Origin of the sequence: Pseudomonas sp. ACN5 (assembly GCF_002303975.1) — a bacterium.
Taxonomy (GTDB): Bacteria; Pseudomonadota; Gammaproteobacteria; order Pseudomonadales; family Pseudomonadaceae; genus Aquipseudomonas; species Aquipseudomonas laurylsulfatiphila.
Genome location: NZ_MRCP01000007.1, coordinates 198,405 through 223,991, shown reverse-complemented (window position 1 = coordinate 223,991; position 25,587 = coordinate 198,405). Strand labels below are relative to the sequence as shown.

The window sequence follows — 25,587 nt, the reverse complement described above, 5'->3', positions numbered from 1 at the left end:
TCTTCCGGGTTAAGGGTAGCGGTCTTTGGACCGGGTGGATCTAGCATCGGCCATTTTGGCTTGGCAAGTGTTCTCTGGGCGGGACGGATGCTTGTTAGCGTTGTTTCATGCAGAAATACATTGTGAATGTTACTGCGTCGGTATCAGGAGTAATTGAGAGGGCCCTCCCGCTGACATGGAAATGCCCTGACGTGAATGATCTTCCTGGCAATACCTCTCTCGATTCTGCTTTCAGTGAAATTACCCAACTGATTGTGGCCGCGCGACATCGCGCCATGCAGGCCGTCAACACCGAGCTGATAGAGCTGCACTGGCAGGTTGGGGCCTACATCAGCCGCAAGATTGAAGCGGCGGAGTGGGGTGATGGGGTGGTGGCTCAACTGGCCGCTCATCTCGCTCGTACCCAGCCGGGATTGCGAGGCTTTACCCGGCCTAACTTGTTTCGTATGCGTCAATTTTTCGAGGCGTACAGGCATGACGTAAAAGTCTCAGCACTGCTGAGACAATTACCATGGACTCAAAATCTGATCATCCTCAACCAGAGCAAACACCCGGAGGAGCGCGAGTTTTACCTGCGCATGGCAATCCAGGAAAAGTGGTCGAGCCGCGAACTGGAGCGGCAGTTCAAGGCCGCTCTGTTTGAACGTTCAGTGGTCAGCCCGGCAAAAGTCTCAGCACCGCTGCGACAAATTCATCCCCAGGCCCTGGACGTGTTCAAGGATGCCTACGTGGTCGAGTTTCTGGCTCTGGAGCGTGGTCATGCAGAGACAGACTTGCATGGAGGCCTGCTGCACAAGCTCAGGGACTTTCTGATCGAACTGGGCAGGGACTTCTGCTTTGTGGGTTCGCAATATCCGTTGCAGGTAGGCGGGCGGGACTTTGCGCTGGATCTATTGTTTTTCCACCGCGGGCTGAACTGCCTGGTGGCGATCGAACTCAAGGTCGGGCGCTTTGAGCCGGAATACCTGGGGAAAATGGATTTTTATCTTGAAGCGTTGGACCGCAATGTCCGCAAACCACACGAAAACCCGGCGCTCGGCGTATTGCTGTGCGCGAGCAAAGAGGACGAAATCGTCGAGTACGCCTTGAACCGCTCACTGTCGCCAGCCTTGATTGCGGAGTACCGCACTCAATTGCCAGACAAGAAACTGTTGCAAGCCAAGCTGCAGGAGTTTTATGCGCAGAATACTGAAGGGGCTGAGTGATTTTTATTGTGAATCGCCTTCTTTCAGGCATTAAAAAGCCGGCTTGTGGCCGGCTTCTCGGGGACTGGCTTGGATCATTTTTGGTAAACCGCGCCAGCCTTCAAAACGTACACCCGGATCTTGCGTCCGGCTGTGGGACCTGGTGAGAAAGTCATCTGTCAGGTCAGCGCATCTGAGCCGCAGGGCGGGTCGATGCGCAAATGTGGTGCGCAGCATACGCAGGTTTGGCGCAAATTCCCAGCGGGAAGTGCCATGCAGAGCTGTTCGGCCACCTGGATGGATGGCCGATGGGCGTTGTGGCGCGTTTAAAGAAAGGGCACCGCCGGCCGCCGTTTGTTCAGGGTCGACCACCAGAACACCCAACCCAGTACCCGGATGTTCTGTTCCTCGATTTGTGCCGCCCGGAAGATTTCATCCGGGTACTCGGCGCGGTTGTGGCTGCGCAATCGCAGGGAGTTGCCCGGTAGTCGGTGCAGGTACTTGATACGCAGCATGCCGTCATGTTCGATGGCGTAAATCTCGCCATCGACAATCTGGGTCAGGCCTCGGTCAATCGCCAGGGTTGAACCGTCTTCAATTTTTTCCCCCATGCTGTTGCCGCTCATGAAGGCGCAGATGGCGTCGGCGTGGTTGATTTCCAGTGCATCGAGATGGCTGCGGGGCAGGCGGATGGATGTCTCGGGGTCTTCTATGACGTGGGTTTTGTTGGACCCGGGGGTGATGACAACTTCTTTGTAGAAAGGCAGTTCGACGTCGACAGGCTCTATGACCGTGTAGACGCCGCGGATGGTTTGGGCGTCGTAGGTGTTGCCGGACTCCTCGATCAGGCGCAGATGCCGGGCGTCTTTCGAGCCTTCGCCGGTTTTCAGCCAGTCGCTGTTGACGGAGAGTTTTCGGGCGACTTCTTCCATGCAATGGGCAGGCACGCCGCGGGTGTACCAGTTATGTACATTTTGCGGAGCCGTACCCAGAAAGTCGGCAAATCCGGTGGTCGTGATGTTCGCTGCTTCGAGGAGCGCTTTAAAGCGTGGTCCGCTAGTGTTCTTTTTCATGAACGCGAGTCTACTGGCGGCTAACAAGGGTTTGAATAAACGCCTCGTTCAAATTTCGTGGGTAATTTACGACCGGATGTAAGACGTTCTTGAGGAATTTTAAACAGATAAAAACCTATGCCGAACAAGACTAAACGTTCTGTTTAATTCGCTTATCAAGCGCCCACAAAAAACCCCGGATCACCCGGGGTTTTTCTTGCAGCCTACCGCTGGAAGCTCGCGACTGCTCTTAGCCTTTATAGGCTGCAACCGACTTGGTGATCGCGTCGCGGGCGGCGTCTGCACCGGCCCAGCCTTCGATCTTCACCCATTTGCCTTTTTCGAGATCTTTGTAGTTCGCGAAGAAGTGCTCGATCTGCTGGATCAGCAGTGCTGGCAGGTCGGTGTATTCCTTGACGTCGACGTACAGCTGGGACAGCTTGTCGTGCGGAACGGCGATGACTTTGGCATCGCCGCCGCCGTCGTCGGTCATGTTCAGGATGCCGACCGGGCGAGCGCGGATCACCGAACCAGGAGCAACCGGGTAAGGGGTCACGACCAGCACGTCGAGGGGATCACCGTCGTCAGCCAGGGTGTTCGGGATGTAACCGTAGTTGGCCGGGTAGAACATTGGGGTGGCCATGAAACGGTCAACGAACAGGCAATCGCTGTCTTTGTCGATTTCGTACTTGATCGGCGCGTGGTTGGCCGGGATCTCGATCGCGACGTAGATGTCGTTCGGCAGGTCTTTGCCAGCCGGAATCTTGCTGTAGCTCATTGGGCGTTGCCCCCGTTAGTTGACCAGAAACACTTGGCCGGATTGACCAAAAAGTGGCGGCGATTATAGGCATATTCCTGTGTCGACGCCATGTACCAGAAGTCGTATGGCGCTCACTGGTGTGCCTGATAGACAGGGTCATGCGCCTGAAGTTGCTTCAACCTCGCCAGCGGGTCCTGGCGATAGAACAGCTTCAGCTGCTGGTACACCCGTGGATAAGCCTCGTGCAGCAAATCCGGGGCGCTGAAGAAGTATTCGCTGGTGACGGCGAAGAACTCGGCAGGGTTTTCGGCGGCGTACGGGTCGATGGCGGTTTCAGCGTCGGGATTGCGTTCCAGTTGCCGGTCGAGGTCGTCGTAGGCCTCTTGCATGACCTTGGCCCAGTCGCTGACCCGCATGTCGGGATGCAATGGCGGCAGGCCGTTGGCGTCACCATTGAGCATGTCGAGTTTGTGCGCCAGTTCGTGGATCACCAGGTTGTAGCCTTCCCAGCCTCCGCTGGCCAAAACGCCGGGCCAAGCGAGGATGATCGGGCCTTGCTGCCAGGCTTCACCGCTGTGCTCACCGTCCCATTCATGCTCGACGCCGCTGGCGTCGCGATGGCGCTGGGGGCTGAGGAAGTCATCGGGGTAGAGAATGATTTCGTGGAAGCCCTGATACCAGTTCAGGTCGCCGAGGTGAAGCAGCGGCAGTTGCGCCTGGGCAGCGAGCAGCAAGCGTTGCTCCTGATGCAGTTCAACGCCGGGCAGGGCGCTCAGGTGCTTGTCTTCGAGGAACAGCACGCAGGCTTCGCGCAGCCATTGGTCTTCGGCGGCACTGATGCCATCGAGAAAGCTCAGGTGATGACGCACCCGTTGCCACATGTCATCGGCAATCGGGTGCCTGGCCAGGGTGCGTCTGCGACGCCAGGCGCTCAGGGACCACATCGTGTCAGCGCGATTCGGCTTTGGAGCTCGAGCCGGCAAGGCGGCTACGCACCATGCCGATGATCATCGGCACCAGCGACAACAGGATGATGCCCACAATCAGCAGCGACAGATTCTTCTTGATGAACGGTACGTTGCCGAAGAAATAACCGAGGGTCACCAGGCCACCGACCCACAGGATGGTGCCCAGCACGCTGAAGGCGAAGAAGCGCGGATAGGGCATTTTCCCCACACCGGCGACGAAGGGGGCAAAGGTCCGGATGATGGGCAGGAAGCGCGCCAGGGTCACGGTTTTGCCGCCATGCTTGTCGTAGAAGTCGTGGGTTTGTTGCAGGTAGTCGCGGCGGAAGATCTTCGAGTTTGGATTGCTGAACAGTTTTTCACCCGCCGTTCGTCCGATGATGTAGTTGGTGCTGTCGCCCAGAATCGCCGCCAGCATCAGCAGACCGCCGAGCAGTACCGGGTCCATGCCGCCACCGGCCGCCACGGCGCCGGCGATGAACAGCAGGGAGTCGCCCGGCAGGAAGGGCATGACCACCAGGCCGGTTTCACAAAAGATCACCATGAACAGAATGGCGTAGATCCATGCCCCGTAGTTGGCTACCAGCATGTCGAGGTAGACGTCGAGATGCAGGACAATGTCGATCGGGTTGAAATCCATGGATAGCACCTGTGGTATTGGCCCGAGTCTACAGGCCTGTGCGGATGACTTCGCGTAAGACTACGGATAGGGGTAGTTTTTCTTACAAGCCGGGAATATCGGAATTATACGAGGCGACTGGTGAAAATCGCGTCGAGATTGTACCGGGGAATGTCATGACAGGGCTGATGTTTGATAACGAACGGGGGGGAGCCTGCTCGCGATGCCATCGCGAGCAGGGTGCAGGTGATTCAGAGTTCGTCGCTGATCGGCAGCACATAGTTCTTGAATTCGGTGTCTACCTTGAATCCGATGGACTCGTAGGTTTTCTGCGCGATTTCGTTGTTGCTGCTGGTGGAAACGCGCATGCGTACGGCATTGGTTTCCTTGGCCATTTTTTTCGCGGTACGGATCAGGTTGTCGGCCACCAACTGGCGGCGGGCGTCCTCGGCGACATAAATATCGTTGAGGATCCACACGCGTTTGAGTGACAGCGAGGAGAAGCTCGGGTACAGCTGACAGAAACCCATCAGCTTGTTGCTGTCGTCATCGGACAGCGCCAGGTAGATCACTGACTCCTTGCGACGCAGGCGTTTTTCGAGGAACGCCCGGGACGAGTCCGGATACGGCAGGGAGCCATAAAACTCGCGATATTTGACGAACAACGGGGTCAGCAGGTCCAGGTGTTCGAGGGTCGCTTGAATAATCCGCATGGTAGGTCTCGTCTTCAAGTGGCTGTCTTACGTCTCTGACGGCGATGGGAAACCCTTGGCGGCCGTGCCACGATCCTGCCTTAAACTGGTACGAATGTGCAATGCGGAAGCGGTTCAGGCATTCGGCGGCCCAAGCAGGAAATTATCTTTCATGTCGGCTCCCGCGTCCGACTCCAGGGTCTGAACCTGTGCTTCATCCTTCAGATTGACCCCTGACAACTGCCGTCGGCAGGCTTCTCGCATCAAATACAGCAAACGGTGTGCCGCCATGCCATAACTCAGGCCTTCGAGCCGCACGTTGGAGATGCAATTACGGTAGGCATCGGTAAGGCCGACCTTGGGATTGTAGGTGAAATATAATCCCAGGCTGTCCGGAGAGCTGAGGCCAGGGCGTTCGCCGATGAGGATGACGGTCATTTTCGCACCCAGCAACTCACCGATTTCGTCAGCGACCGCCACGCGCCCCTGTTCGACCAATATCACTGGCGCAAGAGTCCAGCCTTCGGCTGCAATCTGTTCTTCGAGGCGTGCCAGAAAGGGCAGGGTGTGGCGATGAACGGCCAGTGCCGACAGGCCGTCGGCGATCACAATCACCAGATCGATCCCGCCAGGATGCGCCGCAGCGTAATCACGCAGGGTCTTTGCCGACGCGTCACTCAGCTTTCGTCCCAGGTCCGGGCGTTGCAGGTAACTGTTGCGGTCGATCGCTGCGCTGTGCAGCAAAAGGCTTTCGTGTCCGCGTTCGGCCAGTTGTGAGTTGAGTGCCGCGTGATCGAACGGCAAGTGCACCGCATCCCTCGCCTGGGCGTGGGCGTACTGGAAGTCCAGTTGCGCACGGGTGGGAATGCTGGTGCCGGTTCGGCCCAGGGCAATTCGCGCCGGTGTCAGGCGTCGCAGTTCCAGCCATGGGTTGTGGGGATCGAAGGGTAGTTTATCCATGTCATTACTCATCCCAATTGCGCCAAGGCCTGCCGAAAGGCCGGCGGCAGGCTGTCACCGAAGAGAATCCTGCCGTCCGATTGAGTGAAGATGCCCATTTTCGCCAGCCATTGCTCGAACTCCGGCGCGGGCTTCAACCCCAGGGTCTGCCTGGCGTAGAGCGCATCGTGGAACGAGGTGGTCTGGTAGTTGAGCATGATGTCGTCGGAGCCCGGGATACCCATGATGAAGTTGATCCCGGCGACACCCAGCAAGGTCAGCAGGGTGTCCATATCGTCCTGGTCAGCTTCGGCATGGTTGGTGTAGCAGATGTCGCACCCCATGGGCACACCAAGCAATTTGCCGCAGAAGTGGTCCTCCAGGCCGGCGCGGATGATCTGTTTGCCGTTGTACAGGTATTCCGGGCCGATAAAGCCGACAACGGTGTTGACCAGAAACGGGTTGAAGTGACGCGCGACAGCATAGGCGCGGGTTTCGCAGGTTTGTTGATCGACGCCATGGTGAGCGTTGGCCGACAGAGCGCTGCCCTGGCCGGTTTCGAAGTACATCAGGTTCTGGCCCAGGGTGCCGCGATTCAGACTCAATCCGGCGTCATAGCCTTCTTTCAACACACTCAGGTTGATGCCAAAACTGGCATTGGCCGCTTCGGTGCCGGCGATCGACTGGAACACCAGGTCCAATGGGACGCCGCGATTGACCGCTTCGATCGACGTGGTGACGTGGGTCAGCACACAAGCCTGGGTCGGGATTTCGTAGCGCTGGATGATTGCGTCAAGCATCTCCAGCATCGCGCAAATCGAGGCGATACTGTCGGTGGCCGGGTTGATGCCGATCATCGCGTCGCCATTGCCGTGCAGCAGGCCGTCGAGAATGCTCGCGGCGATGCCGGCCGGTTCGTCGGTGGGGTGGTTGGGTTGCAGCCGCGTGGACAGGCGCCCGCGCAGACCCAGAGTGCCGCGAAACTGCGTGACCACGCGGATTTTTTGCGCCACCAGCACCAGATCCTGCACACGCATGATCTTTGATACGGCGGCGGCCATTTCCGGCGTCAGGCCGGGTGCCAGGGCGCGCAGGACCTGTTCATCGGCGGCGTCACTGAGCAGCCAGTCGCGGAAACCACCGACGGTGAGGTGGCTGACGATCGCGAAGGCCTGTTTGTCATGGGTGTCGATGATCAGTCGGGTGACTTCATCGGATTCGTAGGGGATCAGTGCTTCCTGCAGAAAGTGGCTTAGCGGAGTGTCGGCCAAAGCCATCTGTGCGGCCACCCGCTCGCCATCGTTGAGCGCGGCGACGCCGGCCAGAAAATCTCCGGAGCGGGCCGGGCTGGCCTTGGCCATCACGTCCTTGAGGCTGTCGAAGCGGTAAGTCTGGGCGCCGACGGTATGGGCGAATGTGGCCATGGGGCGGAGTCCTCCAATAATGACTGCAATCTGCTCTTCTGTGGGAGCGGGCTTGCTCGCGAATGCGGGGTGTCGTTCAAAATAGATGCCGACTGACACGACGCCTTCGCGAGCAAGCCCGCTCCCACATGGGAACTGCGTGCACTTCAATCATGCAGGCGCCGGGCAGCGGGCCCGGCACCGGTGCATTCAGATACCTTCGAGCATAGCGTCCGCCGGTGCTTCGGAGCGCTGCCGGGCGGTCAACTGGAAGTACAGGTAACCGGCGATCATGAACCCGAGGAAGATCAGGCCGATCAAGGTGTTGAACCACGCCATCGCTACCAGGCACACCACTGCCAGGAACAGCGCGATCCCCGGTACGATCGGATAGCCTGGCGCACGGAAGGTGCGTTCCAGGTTCGGCTCGGTTTTACGCAGTCTGAACAGGCTCAGCATACTGATGATGTACATCACGATGGCGCCGAATACCGACATGGTGATCATAGCCGCCGTCAGGGTCATGCCTTGCAGATTGACCAGGCCATCGCTGTAGATGGCCGCAATGCCGATCACGCCACCGGCCAGAATGGCCCGGTGCGGCGTCTGGAAGCGCGAGAGTTTGGCCAGGCCTTTGGGCAAGTAGCCAGCGCGAGCCAGGGCGAAGAACTGGCGTGAATAGCCAAGAATGATCCCGTGGAAACTCGCCACCAGGCCGAACAGACCGATCCACACCAGCATGTGCATCCAGGTCGAATTATTGCCGACCACGGCCTTCATTGCCTGGGGCAGCGGATCGTTGATGTTCGACAGTTGGCGCCAGTCGCCGACGCCGCCCGCCATCACCATCACGCCAATGGCGAGGAACACCAGGGTCAGAATGCCGCTGACGTAGGCCCTGGGGATGGTGCGCTTCGGATCCTTGGCTTCCTCGGCGGCCATGGCTGCGCCTTCGATAGCGAGAAAGAACCAGATCGCGAAGGGAATGGCGGCGAAGATGCCAGGAATCGAGCCCATCGTGAATTCATTGGCACCCGACCAGCCGTTCAGTACGAAGTTGCTGAAACTGAAGCCCGGGGCGACCACGCCCATGAACACCAGCAGTTCAGCGACGGCCAGCACGGTGACCACAAGTTCGAATGTGGCCGCGATGCTGACGCCGAGGATATTCAGGCCCATGAACACGAAATAGGCGCCAACGGCGGCGATCTTCGGGTCCAGTTCCGGGTATTGCACGTTGAGGTAGGCGCCGATGGCCATGGCGATGGCCGGTGGGGCAAAGACGAACTCGATCAGGGTAGCGATGCCGGCGATCAACCCGCCTTTTTCACCAAAGGCCCGACGACTATAGGCAAATGGCCCGCCAGCGTGGGGAATCGCCGTCGTCAGTTCGGTGAAGCTGAAAATGAAGCAGGTGTACATCGTCGCCACCATCAATGCGGTGACGAGAAAACCCAGGGTACCTGCGGTGCCCCAGCCGTAGCTCCAACCGAAGTACTCGCCGGAAATCACCAGGCCGACGGCAATGCCCCATAGATGCAGGGTGCCGAGTGTGGGTTTGAGCTGTGTGGAAGAAGTAGTCATAAGTCCTCTCTATTTTTTATTGTTCGATCTTTTGGACTTTCGGGTGTGACGGGTTGGGTGAAACGCTGAATTACGGGTACGCAAGGCCCGTGCCAGAGCGGCCAGGCTTTGTGTGTTGGGTCATCACGGACGCCTTCGCGAGCAAGCCCGCTCCCACATTGGACTTGTGTCGGTTACCTGATGCGGGTTTACACAAACCCCCTGTGGGAGCGGGCTTGCTCGCGAAAGCGGTAAAAAGGGCGCCACAAAAACACCTGTAGCGCCCCGATTTTTTAGAAAAAGCCCAACGGATTGATGTCGTAGCTCACCAGCAGGTTTTTGGTCTGCTGATAGTGATCAAGCATCATCTTGTGGGTTTCACGGCCGACGCCGGACTTCTTGTACCCGCCGAACGCGGCGTGCGCCGGGTACAGGTGGTAGCAGTTGGTCCATACACGACCGGCCTTGATGGCGCGGCCCATGCGGTAGGCGCGGTTGATGTCGCGGGTCCAGAGGCCGGCGCCGAGGCCGAACTCGGTGTCGTTGGCGATGGCCAGGGCTTCGGCTTCGTCCTTGAAGGTGGTGATGCTCACCACCGGGCCGAAGATTTCTTCCTGGAACACACGCATCTTGTTGGTGCCCTTGAGCAGCGTCGGCTGGATGTAATAGCCGCTCGCCAGGTTGCCCTCGAGTTTTTCCACCTTGCCGCCGGTCAACAGTTCGGCACCTTCGCCCTTGGCGATTTCCAGGTACGAAAGGATCTTGTCGAATTGCTGCTCGGACGCCTGGGCGCCGACCATGGTGTCGGTGTCCAGCGGGTCGCCGCGTTTGATTTGCAGGACCTTCTTCATCACCACTTGCATGAATTCGTCGTAGATCGACTCCTGCACCAGCGCGCGGGAAGGGCAGGTGCAGACTTCGCCCTGGTTGAAGAACGCCAGCACCAGGCCTTCGGCGGCTTTCTCGATGAAGGACGGTTCGGCCTTCATGATGTCTTCGAAGAAGATGTTCGGCGACTTGCCGCCCAGCTCCACGGTGGACGGAATGATGTTTTCGGCGGCGCATTTCATGATGTGCGAGCCGACCGGGGTCGAGCCGGTGAAGGCGATCTTGGCGATGCGTTTGCTGGTGGCCAGGGCTTCGCCGGCTTCTTTGCCGAAGCCTTGTACGATGTTCAGCACGCCCGGTGGCAGCAGGTCGCCGATCAGTTCGACCAGCACGGTGATGCCCAGCGGGGTTTGCTCGGCGGGTTTGAGCACCACGCAGTTACCGGCAGCCAGGGCCGGAGCGAGTTTCCAGGCGGCCATCAGGATCGGGAAGTTCCACGGGATGATCTGGCCGACCACGCCGAGGGGTTCATGGATGTGATAGGCCACGGTGTTGCCGTCGATTTCGGCGGCGCTGCCTTCCTGGGCGCGGATGCAGCCGGCGAAGTAGCGGAAATGGTCGGCGGCCAGCGGGATGTCAGCGTTGAGGGTTTCGCGCACGGCCTTGCCGTTGTCCCAGGATTCGGTGATTGCCAGCAGTTCGAGGTTCTGTTCGATGCGGTCGGCGATTTTCAGCAGCACCAGCGAGCGCGCCTGGGCGGACGTGGCGCCCCAGGCATCGGCGGCGGCGTGGGCAGCGTCCAGGGCCTTGTCGATGTCTTCGGCCGTGGAGCGGGGGAATTCGGCAATCGGTTGGCCATTCACTGGCGAGGTATTGGTGAAGTACTGACCTTTGACAGGCGCGACGAACTCGCCGCCGATGTAGTTACCGTATTTGGCTTTGAACGAAACGATAGCGCCTTCAGTACCGGGGTGAGCGTAACGCATGGTGGTCTCTCCTTGCTTTTGTGCTTATAGGGAGTCGCGCATGTGCGCTTGTTATAAGCGTAGAGCAAGGGGCGGGCCAGTGCGTTGCAGCTCAGGCAAATCAAGGCCTTGCGCGTTTTTTGTCGGACGGATGGAGTGCGGCTGTGACGCTTTCGGTACAGCTGGCGTGACACTTTGTACCGATTCTGACACGGCCTGTGACCGGGCGGTCTTGCCAGCATTGCAATGCTGGCCCGGCTGGAGGATGCTCGGGCAATCACAAGGACTGACGCGGCAGCTCCTACAGGGAGCGTGTACACCTTTCGGGGGGAGAATAATAAGAAATGCACGACAACCATTTGAGTCGCCATGCCCAGCAGGTTCTGACCGTTACTCAGGGCAAGGCCCACCTGCATGGCCCTGGCAGTGATCCGTCCATCGCCCGCTCCTGGCTGCGCTGCCTTGAGGACTATCACCTCGACCCGGCCTTGAGCATCGCACCGACGGTGCTGGAACACGGTCGTGTCCTTGAAAGTCGCGAACGCTTGCAGCAAGTGCTGCACATCGCTGGCAATGAAATGACCAGCCTGCACCAGCAACTCTCCGGTGCCGGCCATGCAGTGCTGCTGACCGACGCCCGCGGCGTGATCCTCAATTGCGTCACCGCGCCTGCCGAACGACAGATTTTCGAGCGTGCCGGGCTCTGGCTCGGCGCCGACTGGAGCGAGGCCTGCGAAGGCACAAACGGTATCGGCACCTGCCTGGTGGAGCGTCAGTCGCTGACCATCCATCAGGACGAACACTTTCGCGGCCGCCACACCGGCCTGACCTGCTCGGCGAGCCCGGTCTTCGATCCCCATGGCGAATTGCTGGCGGTGCTCGACGTGTCGTCGGCGCGGCGCGATGTGTCGCGGCAAAGTCAGTTCCACACCATGGCGTTGGTCAATCTGTCGGCGAAGATGATCGAGAGCTGTTACTTCCTGCGCTGCTTCGACAACCAATGGCTGCTGCGTTTTCACTTGCAGGCTGAGTCCGTCGGTTTGTTCAGCGAAGGTCTGCTGGCGTTCGACGGAGAAGGGCGCATCTGCGCGGTCAATCAGAGTGCGCTGAACCTGCTGGGGCATATTCGCGGCGGCTTGCTGGGTAAACCGGTGGAAGCGTTTTTCGATTGCTCGCTCGATGAGTTGCTGGGGCGGGCGAGTATCAATGCCGCAGCCAGTTGGCCATTGCGTACCCGTGATGGTCGCAAGCTGTTCGCGGTATTGCGCGGCGAGGCGCGGCGGTCGCTGCCGACTCCGATGGAGCCAGCTCCCAAGGCTGCACCGGCACCGCGCCTGTCGGGCATTTGCCTGGATGATGTGACCTTGCAGGCGGACTTTCGCAAGGCCTTGCGCGTGTACGAGCGCGACGTGCCGCTGCTGATCAACGGCGAAACCGGGTCCGGCAAGGAGGCCTTCGCCAAAGCGGTGCACCACGCCAGCCAGCGGGCGGACAAAGCCTTCGTCGCCCTCAATTGCGCGGCCATTCCCGAGAGCCTGATCGAAAGCGAGCTGTTCGGTTACCGTGGCGGCAGCTTCACCGGTGCGCGCAAGGAAGGCATGCGTGGCAAGTTGCAGCAGGCCGACGGCGGGACCTTGTTCCTCGATGAAATCGGTGACATGCCACTGGCCCTGCAGACGCGATTGCTGAGGGTGCTGGAGGACCGGCAGGTGGTGCCGATCGGTGGCGAGCCGGAAGCGGTAAACGTGCGGATCATCAGCGCCACCCACCGTAATTTGCTGGATCGCGTGCAGGACGGCAGCTTCCGCGAGGATTTGTATTACCGCCTCAACGGGCTGGAAGTCGCGCTGCCGGCTTTGCGTGATCGCAGTGACAAATCGCAGTTGCTCGATTTTTTACTGGCCGAAGAGGCGCACGGAGAAGCGGTGTCGATTGACGGGCCGGCACGCGAGGCTTTGTTGGGATTTGCCTGGCCAGGCAACGTGCGCCAGTTACGAAATGTGCTGCGTACGCTGGCAGCTCTGTGTGAGGGCGGACGGATCGGCCTGGAAGATTTGCCGGCGATGATTCGACAGGCACGGCCGGTGGTGTCGACGATTGAAGAGGTGTCGGAGCATCCGCTGGAAGATGCCGAGCGGCTGGCGTTGCTCACGACGCTGGAGCAGACGCGCTGGCATATGACGCATACGGCGGAGCAGCTTGGGGTCAGTCGCAATACCCTGTATCGCAAGCTGCGTAAGCACGGTATCGCCCGGTAAACCGTGTCGTGGCCATTCGCGAGCAAGCCCGCTCCCACCTTGGTTCTATAGTGAACACAACTGTGTGAACACCTCCGAGCAAAATGTGGGAGCGGGCTTGCTCGCGAAGGCGTCTTCAGATCTGAAACATCAGGTGCGATTTTCCCTACCCTACGCTAACCTGCGGCCATGTTTTAAGAGGTCGACTAATGCACATTCATATTCTGGGTATCTGCGGGACTTTCATGGGCTCGATGGCGGTTCTGGCCAAAGAGCTGGGCCATCACGTGACCGGCTCCGATGCCAACGTCTATCCGCCGATGAGTACTCAGCTGCAAGCCCAGGGCATCGAGTTGACTCAAGGCTATGACCCGGCGCAACTCGATCCGGCCCCCGATCTGGTGGTGATCGGCAACGCCATGTCCCGGGGTAACCCGGCGGTGGAGTACGTGCTGAACAAAGGCCTGCCGTACGTTTCCGGCCCGCAATGGCTGGCCGATCACGTGCTGCAAGGTCGTTGGGTGCTGGCCGTTGCCGGTACGCACGGCAAGACCACCACCAGCAGCATGCTGGCCTGGGTGCTGGAGCATGCAGGCATGGCCCCGGGCTTCCTGATCGGCGGCGTACCGCAAAACTTCTCGGTGTCGGCACGCCTGGGTGATACACCCTTCTTCGTCATCGAAGCCGACGAATACGACAGTGCGTTCTTCGACAAGCGCTCCAAGTTCGTACATTACCGCCCGCGCACGGCAATCCTGAACAACCTTGAGTTCGATCACGCGGACATCTTCCCGGACCTGCCAGCCATCGAGCGCCAGTTCCATCACCTGGTGCGGACCATCCCGAGCGAAGGCCTGGTGATTCATCCGACCACTGAACCGGCGTTGCAGCGAGTCATTGAAATGGGTTGCTGGACCCCGGTGCAGACTACCGGTGCCGGCGGTCAGTGGCAGGTCAAATTGCTCAGTGAAGATGGCTCGAAGTTCGAAGTGATGTTCGACGGTGTTGCCCAGGGAGTGGTCGAGTGGGACATGACTGGCCAGCACAACGTCGCCAACGCCCTGGCAACCCTTGCCGCCGCACGCCATGTCGGTGTGGTGCCGTCCATGGGCATTGCTGCGTTGAGCGCCTTCAAAAGCGTTAAACGCCGGATGGAGAAAGTCGCGGAAGTCCGTGGCATCACCATCTATGACGACTTCGCTCACCACCCGACCGCCATCGCCACCACGCTGGACGGCCTGCGCAAGCGCATCGCCGATGCACCGTTGATCGCGATCATCGAGCCACGTTCCAACTCCATGAAGCTTGGTGCGCACCGTGACGGACTGCCGGAAAGCGTGGTCGATGCCGATCAGGTGATCTGGTACGCACCCGCCAACCTCGGCTGGGACCTGGCGGGCACTGCGGCGCTGTGCACTGTGCCGTCGATTGTCAGCGATTCCCTTGAGGGCATCATCGATCGTGTGAAGAGCCAGGCCCAACCCGGCACTCACGTGGTCATCATGAGCAACGGCGGCTTCGGCGGCCTTCATGGCAAGTTGGCCGAGGCACTCAAATGAACAACGGCCCGGACCGCATCACCCTGGCGATGACCGGCGCTTCAGGCGCCCAGTACGGTTTACGCCTGCTCGACTGCCTGGTGCGGGAAGATCGTGAAGTGCACTTCCTGATTTCCAGGGCGGCGCAGTTGGTGATGGCGACCGAAACCGACGTCACGCTGCCGTCCAAACCGCAGATGATGCAGGCATTCCTCACCGAATACACGGGGGCCGTTGCCGGGCAGATTCGGGTGTACGGCAGGGAAGACTGGATGTCGCCGGTGGCCTCGGGTTCCGGTGCGCCAGCGGCGATGGTGGTGGTGCCGTGCTCCACTGGCACCTTGTCGGCGATCGCTAGCGGCGCCTGCAACAACCTGATCGAGCGTGCTGCCGATGTGACGCTCAAAGAGCGTCGCCAGCTGATTCTTGTGCCTCGCGAGGCGCCGTATTCGAGCATTCACCTGGAGCACATGCTCAAGTTGTCGAACATGGGCGTGACAATCCTGCCGGCATCACCGGGCTTTTATCATCAGCCGCAAACCATCGACGACCTGATCGATTTCGTCGTGGCACGGATCCTTAACCTGCTGAATATTCCTCAGGACATGCTGCCGCGTTGGGGCGAGCATCATCTGACCAGCGATGAATAAGCTGCTGGTGATGGCGCTGGCGCTGCAATTGGCCGGGTGCGCCACGGTGCGCACCCTCGATGCGGCCAAACCGGGTGCGCCGGTGGTGTACGCCGGGACGCGGCTGGATTTGTATGCGATGAATGGCGGTTGTTGCGCAATGGACCGTTTCGGCGCGCAAGCGCCGAGCTATCCGGGCGTTGATCTGCCGGCCAGTGCGTTGCTCGACACACTGCTGTTGCCGCTGTCGTTGCTGACGGTGATCGGGGTGAGTTTTCAGGCAACGGGTGGGTTGTAGGTGTAGCGCGCTTTTGTGGCGAGGGGGCTTGCCCCCGTTGGGCTGCGGAGCAGCCCCAAAACCGGCCATCTCCATTTTTCTGATTCACCGCAAGTACCCTATTTACGACTGCTACGCAGTCGAACGGGGGCAAGCCCCCTCGCCACAGGTCCGCGGATTATTTTCCGAGTTTGCGCAACTCATCCGACTCGACAATCCGCACGCCGTCCTGCTCTTCGAGTGCAAGACGCCACATGGCGCGGGCCAGTTGGCAGGCTTCGATGCCGTGGTATTTGCCGGGGATCAGGCGTGACAAGGGGCCGGCGACTTTCTCGGCTAGGCGCGGCTCAACGCGATCACCCAGTAACAGCGAAGGGCGGCAAATAGTCAGTTGCGGCCAGTCCTGCGCGCGCAATGCGTACTCCATTTCGCCTTTGACCCGGTTGTAAAAAATCGAGGATCTGCGATCGGCTCCCAGCGCACTGATTACGATCAGGTGCCGTGCGCCCATCTCCCGTGCGCGTTTGGCGAATGCCACCACCATGTCCAGGTCCACTGCGCGAAACGCCTGCTCCGAGCCTGCCTGCTTGATCGTGGTACCCAGGCAGCAATAGGCTATATCGACCCGCCCGTTCAGTTGTGGCAGGAACGCCGTCGGGTCGCCGACCGGGTTTTCCAGGTGCGGGTGTTCGGCCAGTGGCCGGCGTGAGGGGGCCAATACCCGGGTGATCGTTGGCTCGTTGAGCAAGCGATCGAGCAGATGTTCACCCGTCAAACCGGTGGCTCCGGCGAGCAGCACATGCTGAGGCGTCAAGTACATAGTGTTTCTCCCTTGATACTGTTCAGCTTAGTTGCTGTTTGCATCCTTGCTTTGCATGGATGCACTTTGCAGCGCTTTTCGTGCCTGTTGTTTGCGCAATAGTTGCCAGTGCGAGAGGACGGTTTTCGGTGCCCAGATCTGAGGTTCGGAGGCTTCGAAGCCGTCCGCCAGCTCACGTTCGGCGACAGTGGCCTTGGCCCGTTTGAAGGCTTGCTCCAGATCATCGGTCTGGTTCAGGGCCTGGACGAACAGGGCATCGCCGAAGTAGGTGAAGTTGGCTTCCTCCGAGCAGCCGAAGGAGACTCGGTCGGCCCGCGAGGCTGTCATGATCAGGGTCCGTTCATCCTTGAGCGCGGGGATGAAACCGCCGGAGTAGCAGGACGAAATCACGATGACCTTGTCGCGGTTTTTCAGCGGGGCGAGAACAGCGGCCAATTCGTCGGCTGGCAGATCGGCCAGTTCCATGCGCGGCTGGTCCAGTACCAGTTCGTGTTCGCTGGTGCCATGGCTGGTCAGGTAGATAAAAATCAGGTCTTCCGGACCGCTGCGTTCGGCCAGCGCCAGGGCGGCGCGACGCAAGTTCTCGCGGGTAGCCATCGGGCGGTCGGCGAGGTGGTCACGATGGTTCACCAGGCGGATCTGGCCGAAGGCGCCGAAACGGGTGGAGAGCATATTGGCGACGTAGTCGGACTCGCGCAGAAACACGCTTTGCTTGCCATCACCGCCCAGGGTCAACGAATACAGCTCCACCGCCGGGGTCGAGGGTGGAATGTTGGCCAGCGCTGCGTCGAGCAGGCGCCCCTGTGCCAGCAGACCGAGTTCGAGTGTGTCGGGCAACAGTTTGCCCTCGGCGTCGCGCACGCGCTGGCCATTGATCCAGGTGCCGCTGAGCACAGTGCCATCGGTCAGCACCAGCGTGCCCCGCCCCTGATAGCTGTCGTTGTCGAACTGGCCGGTGTAAAAGCTGCCGTCGGCGAGGTTCAGTCGGCCCTGGCCGGAAAAGCGCCAGTCGTTGAAGTGGCCGATGTAGTGGCTGCCGTCAGTGCCGATCAACTCGCCCTTGCCGTTCAGCGAACCTTCCTTGAACTGGCCCAGCCACACATCGCCGTCGGCGTTTTCGTAGCGGCCTTTGCCGTGCAGTTGATTGTTCTTGAAACTGCCGACATAGATGTCGCCATCGGCGCTGTTGAACGTGCCGTTGCCTTCCAGTTGGCCGTCGACAAAGTGCCCGGTGAACTGATTGCCGTTACCGTCACCGCGCTGGCCTTCGCCATTGGGTTTGCCGTGGGCGAACTGGCCCTGATAGGAGCTGCCGTCTTCGAGTTCCAGGCGACCCAGGCCGGCGTACTGATCGGCCTTGAACTCACCGCGGTAGCTCATGCCGTTTTCTTTGAGCGTGCCTTCGCCGTCGCGGCGACCCGCCTTGAAGCCGCCGCTGTAGCTGTTGGCGTTGGTGGTCAGTGCTCCCTGACCGTCGAACAGTCCCTGATTGAACTGCCCGCGATAGACTTCGCCATTGCTGCCATGCCATTCGCCCTGGCCCTGCCACTGGCCTTTGTCGAATTCTCCTGCGTACCAGCTGCCGTTCGGGTAGTCGATGCGACCCTTGCCTTGCAGCAAGCCATTGACCAGGTCACCGCGATAGCGTCCGCCGTCCGGCAGGCGTGCGTCGGGGGGCAAAGGCGATTCGCCGTCGCCGCAAGCGGTGAGCATCAGGGTCAAGGCAAGGAGTGCAAGTGGGCGCATAGCGGATTCCGGGCAATTAGGCGAAGGAGTATGCCGCAGCCATGGGTCCTTATATAGGGCGAGGTACCGCAAGAGGGCGCGAAACAGCAGGCGCTGCTTCGCATCCCGGAAGGTTTACACGAAGCACAGGGACAGGGGTTCGGCGATATACGCCGGTTTGTCCGAACCTTCGATTTCCAGGGTGGTGGTGGCCTTGAGCAGCCATTGGCCGGGTTTCTTCTCGATGACTTCGGTCAGGTCGACCTTCAGCCGCACCCGTGAATTAACCTTGACCGGCTGGATGAAGCGCACGCTGTCGAGGCCGTAATTGACCACCATCTTCAAGCCTTCGGGCATGACGAGGATGTCTTCCATCAACTTCGGAATCAGCGACAACGACAGAAAGCCGTGAGCGATAGTACTGCCAAATGGCGTTTGCGCGGCCTTGACCGGGTCGACGTGGATGAACTGGAAATCCCCTGTGGCTTCGGCGAACAGGTTGATGCGGTCCTGATCGATGGTGAGCCATTCGGAACGTCCAAGTTCCTTGCCGACATAATCTTTGAGCTCTGCAACTGGAACATAGGGCATTGAGACTCTCCTTGGGTTCATCGGTTTTATAGTTTTGAGTTGGGGGGATTTGACCTCCCGGCTTACCACTTTAGATCAACATGGCTGAACGTCGCGGTCAACTGGCCATGCTTTTGGCGAATGCCGGTCCATAGCGCGAGCATGCTTATAATGCCAAGCCAATGCGGGTGACGGATTTTGCGGGAGATCTTTGATGTTGTTACGGGGCCTGACGTGGCTGGTGCTGTTCCAATTGCTCGGCACGGCGATCAATCATTTGTTTTTGCCTGTGCTGCCGGGGCCGATTGTGGGGTTGCTGCTGTTGCTGGTGTACCTCATCTGCCGCGGACAGGTCGGCGAGCCGCTGAACCTGGCGGCCGGCAGCCTGCTGCGCTACCTGCCGTTGTTGCTGGTGCCGCCGGCCGTGGGCGTGATGGTGTATGCCGCTGACATCGCGGCGGACTTCTGGGCCATCGTCGGTGCGCTGGTGTTGTCGCTGTTGCTTTCGATGGCCTTCGCCGGGGTGCTGATGCAGCGCATGGTCAAGCGTCACGCGCACTCCGAGGACAACCAATGATCTTCGACTGGCACGGCGCCTGGGCCTCGGTGATTCACCATCCATTATTCGGCATCGGTATCACCCTCGGCGCCTATCAACTCGTCCTTGCGGCATTCGAGAAAACCCGCTGGATCTTTTTGCAGCCGGTGCTGGTCTCCATGTTGCTGGTGATCGGTGTGCTGGTGGGTTGCGGCCTGACTTACGCCGAGTACCGCAAGAGCACCGAGATCTTGAGCATTCTGCTCGGTCCGGCCACTGTCGCGCTGGCGGTGCCGCTTTATCTGAACCTGCGACGGATTCGGCAGTTGTTCTGGCCGATATTTACTACGCTGGTGATAGGCGGGGTGGTGGCCACGGGGATGGGCGTGTTGCTGGGCTGGTGGTTCGGTGCCGAGCACATGATCCTGATGACCATGGCGCCGAAGTCGGTGACGTCGCCGATTGCGATGCTGGTGGCTGAACAGATCGGTGGGGTCGCGGCGCTGGCAGCGGTGTTCGTCCTGATTACCGGGGTGATCGGGGCGATTTTCGGCCCGGCCCTGTTGACTCGCCTCGGTGTGCACAGCCCGGAAGCCAGGGGCATGGCACTGGGCATGACGGCCCACGCGGTCGGCACGTCGGTGGCGTTGCAGGAAAGTGAAGAGTGCGGCGCCTTCGCGGCGCTGGCGATGAGCCTGATGGGTGTGGCCACGGCGGTTTTCCTGCCGCTGGCAGTGTCGATGGTCGTGTAAGGAAATGTCTATGAGTCTGCCGCTTTTTCCGTTGAACACAGTGCTGTTCCCAGGTTGCATCCTCGACTTGCAGATCTTCGAGGCGCGCTATCTGGACATGATCGGCCGCTGCATGAAGCAGGGTGGCGGGTTCGGCGTGGTGTGCATCCTCGACGGCGAAGAAGTCGGAATCGCCCCGGCCGGCTACGCGCTGGTGGGTTGTGAAGCGCTGATCACTGATTTCAAACAGCAGGACAACGGCCTGCTGGGGATTCGGGTGCAGGGCGGGCGGCGCTTTCACGTTTTGCGCACCGAAGTGCAGCGGGATCAGTTGACCGTTGCCGAGGTCGAGTGGCTGGAAGACGAGCCGGAGCAACCGCTGCAGGACGAGGATGCCGATCTGGTGGCGTTGCTCAAGGCCCTGGCTGAACACCCGATGGTCGAGGCCTTGAACATGGGCACGGAGGCGACCGGGCAGCAATCGCTGGCTAATCAGTTGGCGTACCTGCTGCCTTTCGCTGAGCTGGACAAGATCGACCTGCTGCAACTCGACGATCCACAGCAGCGACTGGATGCGATTCAGGCATTGTTGGATGAATTACAAGGTGAGTTGTTTGCTTAATTATTTTGTTCTGATTTTAAAAGTTTGAGGTCTTGTAGTGGAGAGTTGTTTTATTTAAGTTCTCCGTGTGCCCTAGGTTTGGGGTTGATAATAACAAGGAGAGTTTAAATTATGAATAATGATGTTGTTGATGTGGCGTTGATTCATCACTCGCAGGAGAAAGAATCTTATTTGATTCGGTTCCTTGTCTGGAGTCAAATGGCCGATGAGTTGCTTGAGGTCAATCCGGATGCCAGATATGTTGACGTCAGGGATAAGGTGGGAAAGGAGCTTGATACCATATTCCGACAATATTATGGGCGCTTGGATAAATACCTTGAGAAGCGCGGTGAGGACTTTATGAATGGGCTTCCGCCTTTGAGTTAAACATGTGTTGTTTCAGGTTGGTGGGTCGCTTCAAAGGTTAAAAGCCAAATAATCGCTTGTAAAAACAATCCCGATCATTACGATCGGGATTGTTTTTTTTTGGGGGGTAAGTTGGTGTGCAGCGTAAGTAGCACGCTTAATAAGCATATCTCAACATCGTATGCGGCAAATGCCGCAACACGAAGAACCCGAACAATGCCACCAAGGCTGGGAGTACCAGCCACCAGACCTTGGGCGGCAAGGCGTTGAGCGGTTCCTTGCGCTGGATCAGCCACAGGCTGGCCCCGCAGACACACGCCGCCAGCATTGCGCCGGCCAATACATCCGTCGGCCAATGCGCACCGAGGTAGACACGCGAAAGCGAAATCGCCAGTGCGGGCAGGCATCCCACCAATAACCAGGTCAGGCGCATCCGGGGCGGTTGCCCGCGGCCGGCCAGAACGGCGAGGGTGAGGAACAGCGCGAAAGACCCTGAAGCATGGCCGCTGGGCATGCTGTAACTGGTGAGCGGATCGCTCAACACTTCGGGGCGCAGGCGGGCGAAAAAGTATTTGGTCGCGGTATTGGCCAGGGCCGTGAAGAGCAGTGTGCTGCCCGCGAAAATCGCGTGCCGCCATTGCCGCATCAGCAGCAGCAAACCGGTCAGCAGCGCACTGAACAGCAACATGTTGCGGAATTCGCCGATCAGCGTGAAGACCACCGCCACTTCATCCAGCAACGGTTTACGATGTTCCTGCACCAGTGTCATCACGCCTTGATCGAGTGCGGACAGGTGCGAATATCCGATAAACAGCCCCGCCAGAATCAGAAGACTCATCCCTGTAATGAACAGCGTCGCGCGGCGATGTCGGCGCAGGCTGCTGGTCGCGCTCAAGCCGACCATCAGAGCAATGCTGCCGGCAACAACCCCGGCCTGGAGCCAGAAGCCTTCGGGCAACGGCAAGCGGATTGCCGCGCCCGTGGCCCAGCCAGGCATCAGATAAGCCACCGACCAGCCTGCGCCGGCCAACAGGCTGACGGCGAAGAAGCGCGGGAAAGGCATGTCGCACATTCCGGCCACCATCGGCAGCATTGGCCGCAGGGGGCCGATAAAGCGCCCAACCAGCAGGCTGGCGATGCCGTAGCGCTGGAAATATGACTCTGCCCCGGCGATCCATTCCGGATGATGGCGCAAGCCCGGCAGGCGCCGGATGTTCTGGTGGAAGTGCCGCCCCAGAAAATACGAAACGACGTCACCCAGCACCCCGGCGACGAAACCCAGCAAGAGCGTCTCACTGAGCGTCAGCGCGCCACTGCCTGCCAGTACCGCCACGGCGAACAGCAGCACCGTGCCGGGAACGATCAGCCCGGCAATCGCCAGGCATTCCACAAAGGCTACGATGAATACCGCTGCTGCCAGCCATTGCGGGTTGAGCGCCAACCATCCGGTCACGCTATCGAGCCATGGGCCCATAAAAACCACTCCATCAAATGTTCAATTGCTTCCAGGGGATGAGTGCAACTTTGAATGCGCCACTGACCCCTGTGGGAGCGGGCTTGCCCGCGAATGGGACCTCTCGGTCGATATTGACGTTGCCTGACACTCCGCCTTCGCGGGCAAGCCCGCTCCCACAGGAGGTTCCGTTTGCATCAAGTCTGAGTCAATTTCAGGACAGCACAAAATAATCGCGACCTTCGACTTGCCCTCGACGCAGCGGGTTCCGCGTGCAGTAAGCCGCGTAGGTTCCGTCGACGAAGCGGTACATCAGGTGTTCATCGCGTCCGTGGGGGATGCCCAGGCGCGTGGTCTGGATGATGTGGGCGGGCGTCTGGCCGACGTGCTCCACCAGCAGCACTTCATGGTCGAAGCGTTTGGCGTCCCACACCGGCACTTTCAGACCCAGCGCCTTGCAGAGCAGGGTTTGCCCGGCGCAGAGCTTTTGCGACGGGCGAGGGTGACCCTGGGCATCGGGATTGTTCAATAGCATCTGCGCCAGGCTGGCCGGCCCGCTCAGTTCATCGACCCACGGATAGGCGGACTTGATCAGCACGGCGTTGCCGGGCCCTTGGGCGCTGAAATTGAGTGAATCGCCGCCCCGGGCGTAATACATATAGATGTGGCCGCCATCCAGAAACAAAGCCTTACGCTTTTCTGTGTAGCCGAGGGACGCGTGGCTGCCTTTTTCCGCGCAGTAATAGGCTTCGGTCTCGATGATCCGGGCGCTGAGCCACAGGTCGCCCACTCGATGGCGAATGATTTTGCCCAGTAAGTCTCGGGCCAGAGTTTGCGCGTCACGGTCGAAAAACGCGTCCGGGAGGCCCGTGGGCAGGTTCGCGGCGGACGCTCGAACAGTCAGGTTGGACATGATGACCGGCATTTGTCAGGGCTGAATGAGTCGTGATGATAACAATTTGAAGCTTAATCCCGGCTGAACGTCGGCAAATACCCCTCCATTTCGACCATCCGCCCGTCACCGCTGTTAGTCCCGGGACGCGACAGCTATAATCTGCCGCTTTACTCTTTACCAAGACCTTATCAAAGACCACGCCAGACCATGACTGAGTCCGTTCTTGATTACATGACCCGCCTGGGTTGCGCTGCCCGCGAAGCTTCCCGCGTGATCGGCCGCGCCAGCACCGCGCAGAAAAACCGCGCCCTGCAGGCCGCTGCCAATGCGCTGGACGCTGCCCGCACCGAACTGACGGCGGCCAATGAGCTGGATCTGGCCGCCGGTCGCGCCAATGGTCTGGAGCCGGCCCTCCTTGAACGTCTGGCGCTGACACCGGCGCGTATTGACGGCATGATCGTCGGCCTGCGCCAGGTGGCGGCCCTGCCGGACCCGGTCGGCGCGATCCGCGACATGAGTTTCCGTCCGTCGGGTATTCAGGTCGGCAAGATGCGCGTGCCACTGGGCGTGATCGGAATCATCTACGAGTCGCGGCCGAACGTGACCATCGATGCCGCCAGTCTGTGCCTGAAGTCCGGCAACGCGACCATCCTGCGTGGCGGTTCAGAGGCCATTCATTCCAATCGGGCCATCGCCGCCTGCATCCAGCGCGGCCTGGCCGAAGCCGGTCTGCCCGCCGCCGTGGTGCAAGTGGTTGAAACCACGGACCGAGCTGCCGTCGGCGCGTTGATCGCCATGCCTGAATACGTCGATGTCATCGTGCCCCGTGGCGGCCGAGGCCTGATCGAGCGCGTCAGTCGTGATGCCCGCGTGCCGGTGATCAAGCACCTGGACGGCATTTGCCACGTTTACGTGAGTGAGCACGCCGACCTGGCCAAGGCCCAGCGCATCGCGTTTAACGCCAAGACGTATCGTTATGGCATCTGCGGTGCCATGGAAACGCTGCTGGTGGATCAAACCGTCGCCAAGGATTTCCTGCCCGCGATGGCCGCCCAGTTCCGCGAAAAAGGCGTCGAGCTGCGCGGTTGCGAGCGTACCCGGGCGATCATCGATGCCGTGCCGGCCACCGAGGAAGACTGGAGCACCGAGTACCTGGCGCCGATTCTGTCGATCCGCGTGGTCGACGGTCTGGAACAGGCCATCGAGCACATCAACCGTTACGGCTCTCACCACACCGATTCGATTGTCAGCGAACACCAGGGCGACACCCGGCGTTTCGTGGCTGAAGTCGACTCGTCGTCGGTGATGATCAACACCCCGACATGCTTCGCCGATGGCTTCGAATACGGATTGGGTGCCGAGATCGGCATTTCTACTGATAAGCTGCACGCCCGTGGCCCGGTGGGCCTCGAAGGACTGACCTGCGAGAAGTACATCGTGGTCGGCGACGGGCAGCTGCGCGGACAGGAGCCGGTCTGACTTGGGCGACTTCGACCCGTCAGCCCCGGTCATCGTCAGCGAGCCAGCCCCTCGCCGCATTGGCGTGCTGGGCGGAACGTTCGACCCGGTGCACATCGGCCATTTGCGCGGTGCACTGGAAGTCGCCGAAACCCTGGCGCTCGATGAACTGCGTCTGACACCCAGTGCCAGGCCGCCCCATCGGGACAAGCCGCAGGTGTCGGCAAAAGACCGTCTGGCGATGGTCGAGTGCGCGGTGGCCGGTGTGGCGCCGTTGGTGGTGGACGCCCGCGAATTGCAGCGGGACAAACCGTCCTACACCATTGATACCCTGGAACTGATGCGCGCCGAACTGGCCGTATCCGACCAGGTTTTTCTGCTTTTGGGCTGGGACGCTTTTTGCGGCCTGCCCACTTGGCATCGCTGGGAAGAGTTGCTCCAGCATTGCCATATCCTGGTGTTGCAACGCCCGGATGCCGACAGCGAACCGCCGGATGCCTTGCGCAACCTGCTGGCAGCGCGCTCGGTGAGCGACCCGCTGGCCCTCAAAGGGCCGAGCGGACAGATTGCATTCGTCTGGCAGACACCGCTCGCGGTATCCGCCACCCAGATCCGTCAACTGCTGGCCAGCGGTAAGTCGGTACGTTTCCTGGTGCCCGACGCGGTCCTGGCCTACATCGATGCGCACGGGCTCTACCGTGCGTCGAACTGAATAGGAGTGCCTCAAGGCACGTGGCAACAACGTGTATTGAAGCGCCCGAACAAACGAGCAAAACGAG

Annotated in this window: 25 protein-coding genes; 11 read left to right on the top strand and 14 right to left on the bottom strand. The window is 60.0% G+C overall.

What is annotated here, in order from left to right:
- Positions 1 to 191 precede the first annotated feature (191 nt).
- Positions 192 to 1,205: a YhcG family protein gene (locus BSF40_RS15455; protein WP_095965738.1), complete on the top strand. Its 1,014-nt coding sequence runs from the start codon at positions 192 to 194 to the stop codon at positions 1,203 to 1,205.
- Positions 1,206 to 1,510: 305 nt separating this feature from the next.
- Here BSF40_RS15455 and BSF40_RS15445 read toward each other — a convergent pair whose 3' ends face one another.
- From BSF40_RS15445 to BSF40_RS15405, 9 genes are all read right to left on the bottom strand, one after another.
- Positions 1,511 to 2,257 (bottom strand): S24 family peptidase, encoded by a 747-nt coding sequence (locus tag BSF40_RS15445; RefSeq protein WP_095965736.1) that lies wholly within the window; start codon positions 2,255 to 2,257, stop codon positions 1,511 to 1,513.
- A gap of 229 nt (positions 2,258 to 2,486) precedes the next feature.
- Positions 2,487 to 3,014: an inorganic diphosphatase gene (gene ppa, locus BSF40_RS15440; RefSeq protein WP_007894323.1), complete on the bottom strand. Its 528-nt coding sequence runs from the start codon at positions 3,012 to 3,014 to the stop codon at positions 2,487 to 2,489.
- A gap of 113 nt (positions 3,015 to 3,127) precedes the next feature.
- Positions 3,128 to 3,940: a zinc-dependent peptidase gene (locus tag BSF40_RS15435; protein WP_095965735.1), complete on the bottom strand. Its 813-nt coding sequence runs from the start codon at positions 3,938 to 3,940 to the stop codon at positions 3,128 to 3,130.
- A 4-nt stretch (positions 3,941 to 3,944) separates the two neighbouring features.
- On the bottom strand, positions 3,945 to 4,601 hold the full coding sequence (locus BSF40_RS15430) for a DedA family protein (protein ID WP_095965734.1): 657 nt from the start codon (positions 4,599 to 4,601) through the stop codon (positions 3,945 to 3,947).
- Between the two features lie 230 nt (positions 4,602 to 4,831).
- Entirely contained in the window at positions 4,832 to 5,293 is a 462-nt protein-coding gene (locus BSF40_RS15425) for an N-acetyltransferase (protein ID WP_015096995.1), read from the bottom strand.
- A gap of 114 nt (positions 5,294 to 5,407) precedes the next feature.
- Positions 5,408 to 6,244, bottom strand: coding sequence for an ethanolamine ammonia-lyase subunit EutC (gene eutC, locus BSF40_RS15420; RefSeq protein ID WP_371918088.1), 837 nt, complete (start codon positions 6,242 to 6,244; stop codon positions 5,408 to 5,410).
- Positions 6,241 to 7,635: an ethanolamine ammonia-lyase subunit EutB gene (locus tag BSF40_RS15415; protein ID WP_095965732.1), complete on the bottom strand. Its 1,395-nt coding sequence runs from the start codon at positions 7,633 to 7,635 to the stop codon at positions 6,241 to 6,243. The genes eutC and BSF40_RS15415 overlap by 4 nt, the downstream gene beginning before the upstream one ends.
- Before the next feature lie 189 nt (positions 7,636 to 7,824).
- Positions 7,825 to 9,198 (bottom strand): ethanolamine permease, encoded by a 1,374-nt coding sequence (eat, locus tag BSF40_RS15410; RefSeq protein WP_015096992.1) that lies wholly within the window; start codon positions 9,196 to 9,198, stop codon positions 7,825 to 7,827.
- A 272-nt stretch (positions 9,199 to 9,470) separates the two neighbouring features.
- Positions 9,471 to 10,991 (bottom strand): aldehyde dehydrogenase family protein, encoded by a 1,521-nt coding sequence (locus BSF40_RS15405; RefSeq protein WP_095965731.1) that lies wholly within the window; start codon positions 10,989 to 10,991, stop codon positions 9,471 to 9,473.
- A 323-nt stretch (positions 10,992 to 11,314) separates the two neighbouring features.
- Here BSF40_RS15405 and BSF40_RS15400 point away from each other — a divergent pair, with 323 nt between their 5' ends.
- The 4 genes from BSF40_RS15400 to BSF40_RS15385 all read left to right on the top strand — a co-directional run bounded on the left by BSF40_RS15400 (position 11,315) and on the right by BSF40_RS15385 (position 15,672).
- Positions 11,315 to 13,228, top strand: a complete 1,914-nt coding sequence (locus BSF40_RS15400; protein ID WP_095965730.1) for a sigma-54-dependent Fis family transcriptional regulator — start codon at positions 11,315 to 11,317, stop codon at positions 13,226 to 13,228.
- Between the two features lie 188 nt (positions 13,229 to 13,416).
- The gene (gene mpl, locus BSF40_RS15395; RefSeq protein ID WP_095965729.1) at positions 13,417 to 14,766 is read left to right on the top strand and encodes a UDP-N-acetylmuramate:L-alanyl-gamma-D-glutamyl-meso-diaminopimelate ligase; all 1,350 of its coding nucleotides are present in this window, start codon (positions 13,417 to 13,419) and stop codon (positions 14,764 to 14,766) included.
- Positions 14,763 to 15,395 carry a flavin prenyltransferase UbiX gene (ubiX, locus tag BSF40_RS15390; protein ID WP_015096988.1) on the top strand — a complete coding sequence of 211 codons (633 nt, stop codon included), beginning with the start codon at positions 14,763 to 14,765 and terminating at the stop codon, positions 15,393 to 15,395. The genes mpl and ubiX overlap by 4 nt, the downstream gene beginning before the upstream one ends.
- The gene (locus BSF40_RS15385; protein WP_095965728.1) at positions 15,388 to 15,672 is read left to right on the top strand and encodes a YceK/YidQ family lipoprotein; all 285 of its coding nucleotides are present in this window, start codon (positions 15,388 to 15,390) and stop codon (positions 15,670 to 15,672) included. Before ubiX ends, BSF40_RS15385 begins: the two co-directional genes overlap by 8 nt.
- A 157-nt stretch (positions 15,673 to 15,829) precedes the next feature.
- Here the strand turns inward: BSF40_RS15385 and BSF40_RS15375 are convergent, their stop codons facing one another.
- The 3 genes from BSF40_RS15375 to BSF40_RS15365 all read right to left on the bottom strand — a co-directional run bounded on the left by BSF40_RS15375 (position 15,830) and on the right by BSF40_RS15365 (position 18,787).
- Complete coding sequence (locus BSF40_RS15375) at positions 15,830 to 16,471, bottom strand: oxidoreductase (protein WP_095965727.1); 642 nt, start codon at positions 16,469 to 16,471, stop codon at positions 15,830 to 15,832.
- Between the two features lie 27 nt (positions 16,472 to 16,498).
- The gene (locus BSF40_RS15370) at positions 16,499 to 18,217 is read right to left on the bottom strand and encodes a C13 family peptidase (protein ID WP_095965726.1); all 1,719 of its coding nucleotides are present in this window, start codon (positions 18,215 to 18,217) and stop codon (positions 16,499 to 16,501) included.
- Positions 18,218 to 18,331: 114 nt separating this feature from the next.
- Positions 18,332 to 18,787, bottom strand: coding sequence for a MaoC family dehydratase (locus BSF40_RS15365; RefSeq protein ID WP_008001099.1), 456 nt, complete (start codon positions 18,785 to 18,787; stop codon positions 18,332 to 18,334).
- Between the two features lie 193 nt (positions 18,788 to 18,980).
- Between BSF40_RS15365 and BSF40_RS15360 the strand changes: the two genes are divergently transcribed.
- From BSF40_RS15360 to BSF40_RS15345, 4 genes are all read left to right on the top strand, one after another.
- Positions 18,981 to 19,343, top strand: a complete 363-nt coding sequence (locus BSF40_RS15360) for a CidA/LrgA family protein (protein WP_015096984.1) — start codon at positions 18,981 to 18,983, stop codon at positions 19,341 to 19,343.
- A complete protein-coding gene (locus BSF40_RS15355; RefSeq protein WP_007975911.1) occupies positions 19,340 to 20,056 on the top strand; it encodes an LrgB family protein in 717 nt (238 codons plus the stop codon). The genes BSF40_RS15360 and BSF40_RS15355 overlap by 4 nt, the downstream gene beginning before the upstream one ends.
- A 10-nt stretch (positions 20,057 to 20,066) precedes the next feature.
- Positions 20,067 to 20,657, top strand: a complete 591-nt coding sequence (locus BSF40_RS15350) for an LON peptidase substrate-binding domain-containing protein (protein WP_007998442.1) — start codon at positions 20,067 to 20,069, stop codon at positions 20,655 to 20,657.
- 111 nt (positions 20,658 to 20,768) lie between these two features.
- A complete protein-coding gene (locus BSF40_RS15345) occupies positions 20,769 to 21,023 on the top strand; it encodes a hypothetical protein (protein ID WP_095965725.1) in 255 nt (84 codons plus the stop codon).
- A gap of 136 nt (positions 21,024 to 21,159) precedes the next feature.
- Here BSF40_RS15345 and BSF40_RS15340 read toward each other — a convergent pair whose 3' ends face one another.
- Together BSF40_RS15340 and BSF40_RS15335 are read right to left on the bottom strand one after the other, a co-directional pair.
- The gene (locus BSF40_RS15340; RefSeq protein ID WP_095965724.1) at positions 21,160 to 22,476 is read right to left on the bottom strand and encodes a bifunctional DedA family/phosphatase PAP2 family protein; all 1,317 of its coding nucleotides are present in this window, start codon (positions 22,474 to 22,476) and stop codon (positions 21,160 to 21,162) included.
- Between the two features lie 193 nt (positions 22,477 to 22,669).
- A complete protein-coding gene (locus BSF40_RS15335) occupies positions 22,670 to 23,368 on the bottom strand; it encodes a DNA-3-methyladenine glycosylase (protein WP_256589517.1) in 699 nt (232 codons plus the stop codon).
- A gap of 189 nt (positions 23,369 to 23,557) precedes the next feature.
- Here BSF40_RS15335 and BSF40_RS15330 point away from each other — a divergent pair, with 189 nt between their 5' ends.
- Together BSF40_RS15330 and nadD are read left to right on the top strand one after the other, a co-directional pair.
- A complete protein-coding gene (locus BSF40_RS15330) occupies positions 23,558 to 24,829 on the top strand; it encodes a glutamate-5-semialdehyde dehydrogenase (protein WP_095965722.1) in 1,272 nt (423 codons plus the stop codon).
- A 1-nt stretch (position 24,830) separates the two neighbouring features.
- Positions 24,831 to 25,520 (top strand): nicotinate-nucleotide adenylyltransferase, encoded by a 690-nt coding sequence (gene nadD, locus BSF40_RS15325; protein ID WP_095965721.1) that lies wholly within the window; start codon positions 24,831 to 24,833, stop codon positions 25,518 to 25,520.
- Positions 25,521 to 25,587: the final 67 nt, after the last annotated feature.

Bases quoted from the DNA above. Each gene is read 5' to 3' on its own strand.
- BSF40_RS15445 (WP_095965736.1), bottom strand. From the start codon at position 2,257: ATGAAAAAGAACACTAGCGGACCACGCTTTAAAGCGCTCCTCGAAGCA.
- ppa (WP_007894323.1), bottom strand. From the start codon at position 3,014: ATGAGCTACAGCAAGATTCCGGCTGGCAAAGACCTGCCGAACGACATC.
- BSF40_RS15435 (WP_095965735.1), bottom strand. From the start codon at position 3,940: ATGTGGTCCCTGAGCGCCTGGCGTCGCAGACGCACCCTGGCCAGGCAC.
- BSF40_RS15430 (WP_095965734.1), bottom strand. From the start codon at position 4,601: ATGGATTTCAACCCGATCGACATTGTCCTGCATCTCGACGTCTACCTC.
- BSF40_RS15425 (WP_015096995.1), bottom strand. From the start codon at position 5,293: ATGCGGATTATTCAAGCGACCCTCGAACACCTGGACCTGCTGACCCCG.
- eutC (WP_371918088.1), bottom strand. From the start codon at position 6,244: ATGAGTAATGACATGGATAAACTACCCTTCGATCCCCACAACCCATGG.
- BSF40_RS15415 (WP_095965732.1), bottom strand. From the start codon at position 7,635: ATGGCCACATTCGCCCATACCGTCGGCGCCCAGACTTACCGCTTCGAC.
- eat (WP_015096992.1), bottom strand. From the start codon at position 9,198: ATGACTACTTCTTCCACACAGCTCAAACCCACACTCGGCACCCTGCAT.
- BSF40_RS15405 (WP_095965731.1), bottom strand. From the start codon at position 10,991: ATGCGTTACGCTCACCCCGGTACTGAAGGCGCTATCGTTTCGTTCAAA.
- BSF40_RS15400 (WP_095965730.1), top strand. From the start codon at position 11,315: ATGCACGACAACCATTTGAGTCGCCATGCCCAGCAGGTTCTGACCGTT.
- mpl (WP_095965729.1), top strand. From the start codon at position 13,417: ATGCACATTCATATTCTGGGTATCTGCGGGACTTTCATGGGCTCGATG.
- ubiX (WP_015096988.1), top strand. From the start codon at position 14,763: ATGAACAACGGCCCGGACCGCATCACCCTGGCGATGACCGGCGCTTCA.
- BSF40_RS15385 (WP_095965728.1), top strand. From the start codon at position 15,388: ATGAATAAGCTGCTGGTGATGGCGCTGGCGCTGCAATTGGCCGGGTGC.
- BSF40_RS15375 (WP_095965727.1), bottom strand. From the start codon at position 16,471: ATGTACTTGACGCCTCAGCATGTGCTGCTCGCCGGAGCCACCGGTTTG.
- BSF40_RS15370 (WP_095965726.1), bottom strand. From the start codon at position 18,217: ATGCGCCCACTTGCACTCCTTGCCTTGACCCTGATGCTCACCGCTTGC.
- BSF40_RS15365 (WP_008001099.1), bottom strand. From the start codon at position 18,787: ATGCCCTATGTTCCAGTTGCAGAGCTCAAAGATTATGTCGGCAAGGAA.
- BSF40_RS15360 (WP_015096984.1), top strand. From the start codon at position 18,981: ATGTTGTTACGGGGCCTGACGTGGCTGGTGCTGTTCCAATTGCTCGGC.
- BSF40_RS15355 (WP_007975911.1), top strand. From the start codon at position 19,340: ATGATCTTCGACTGGCACGGCGCCTGGGCCTCGGTGATTCACCATCCA.
- BSF40_RS15350 (WP_007998442.1), top strand. From the start codon at position 20,067: ATGAGTCTGCCGCTTTTTCCGTTGAACACAGTGCTGTTCCCAGGTTGC.
- BSF40_RS15345 (WP_095965725.1), top strand. From the start codon at position 20,769: ATGAATAATGATGTTGTTGATGTGGCGTTGATTCATCACTCGCAGGAG.
- BSF40_RS15340 (WP_095965724.1), bottom strand. From the start codon at position 22,476: ATGGGCCCATGGCTCGATAGCGTGACCGGATGGTTGGCGCTCAACCCG.
- BSF40_RS15335 (WP_256589517.1), bottom strand. From the start codon at position 23,368: ATGTCCAACCTGACTGTTCGAGCGTCCGCCGCGAACCTGCCCACGGGC.
- BSF40_RS15330 (WP_095965722.1), top strand. From the start codon at position 23,558: ATGACTGAGTCCGTTCTTGATTACATGACCCGCCTGGGTTGCGCTGCC.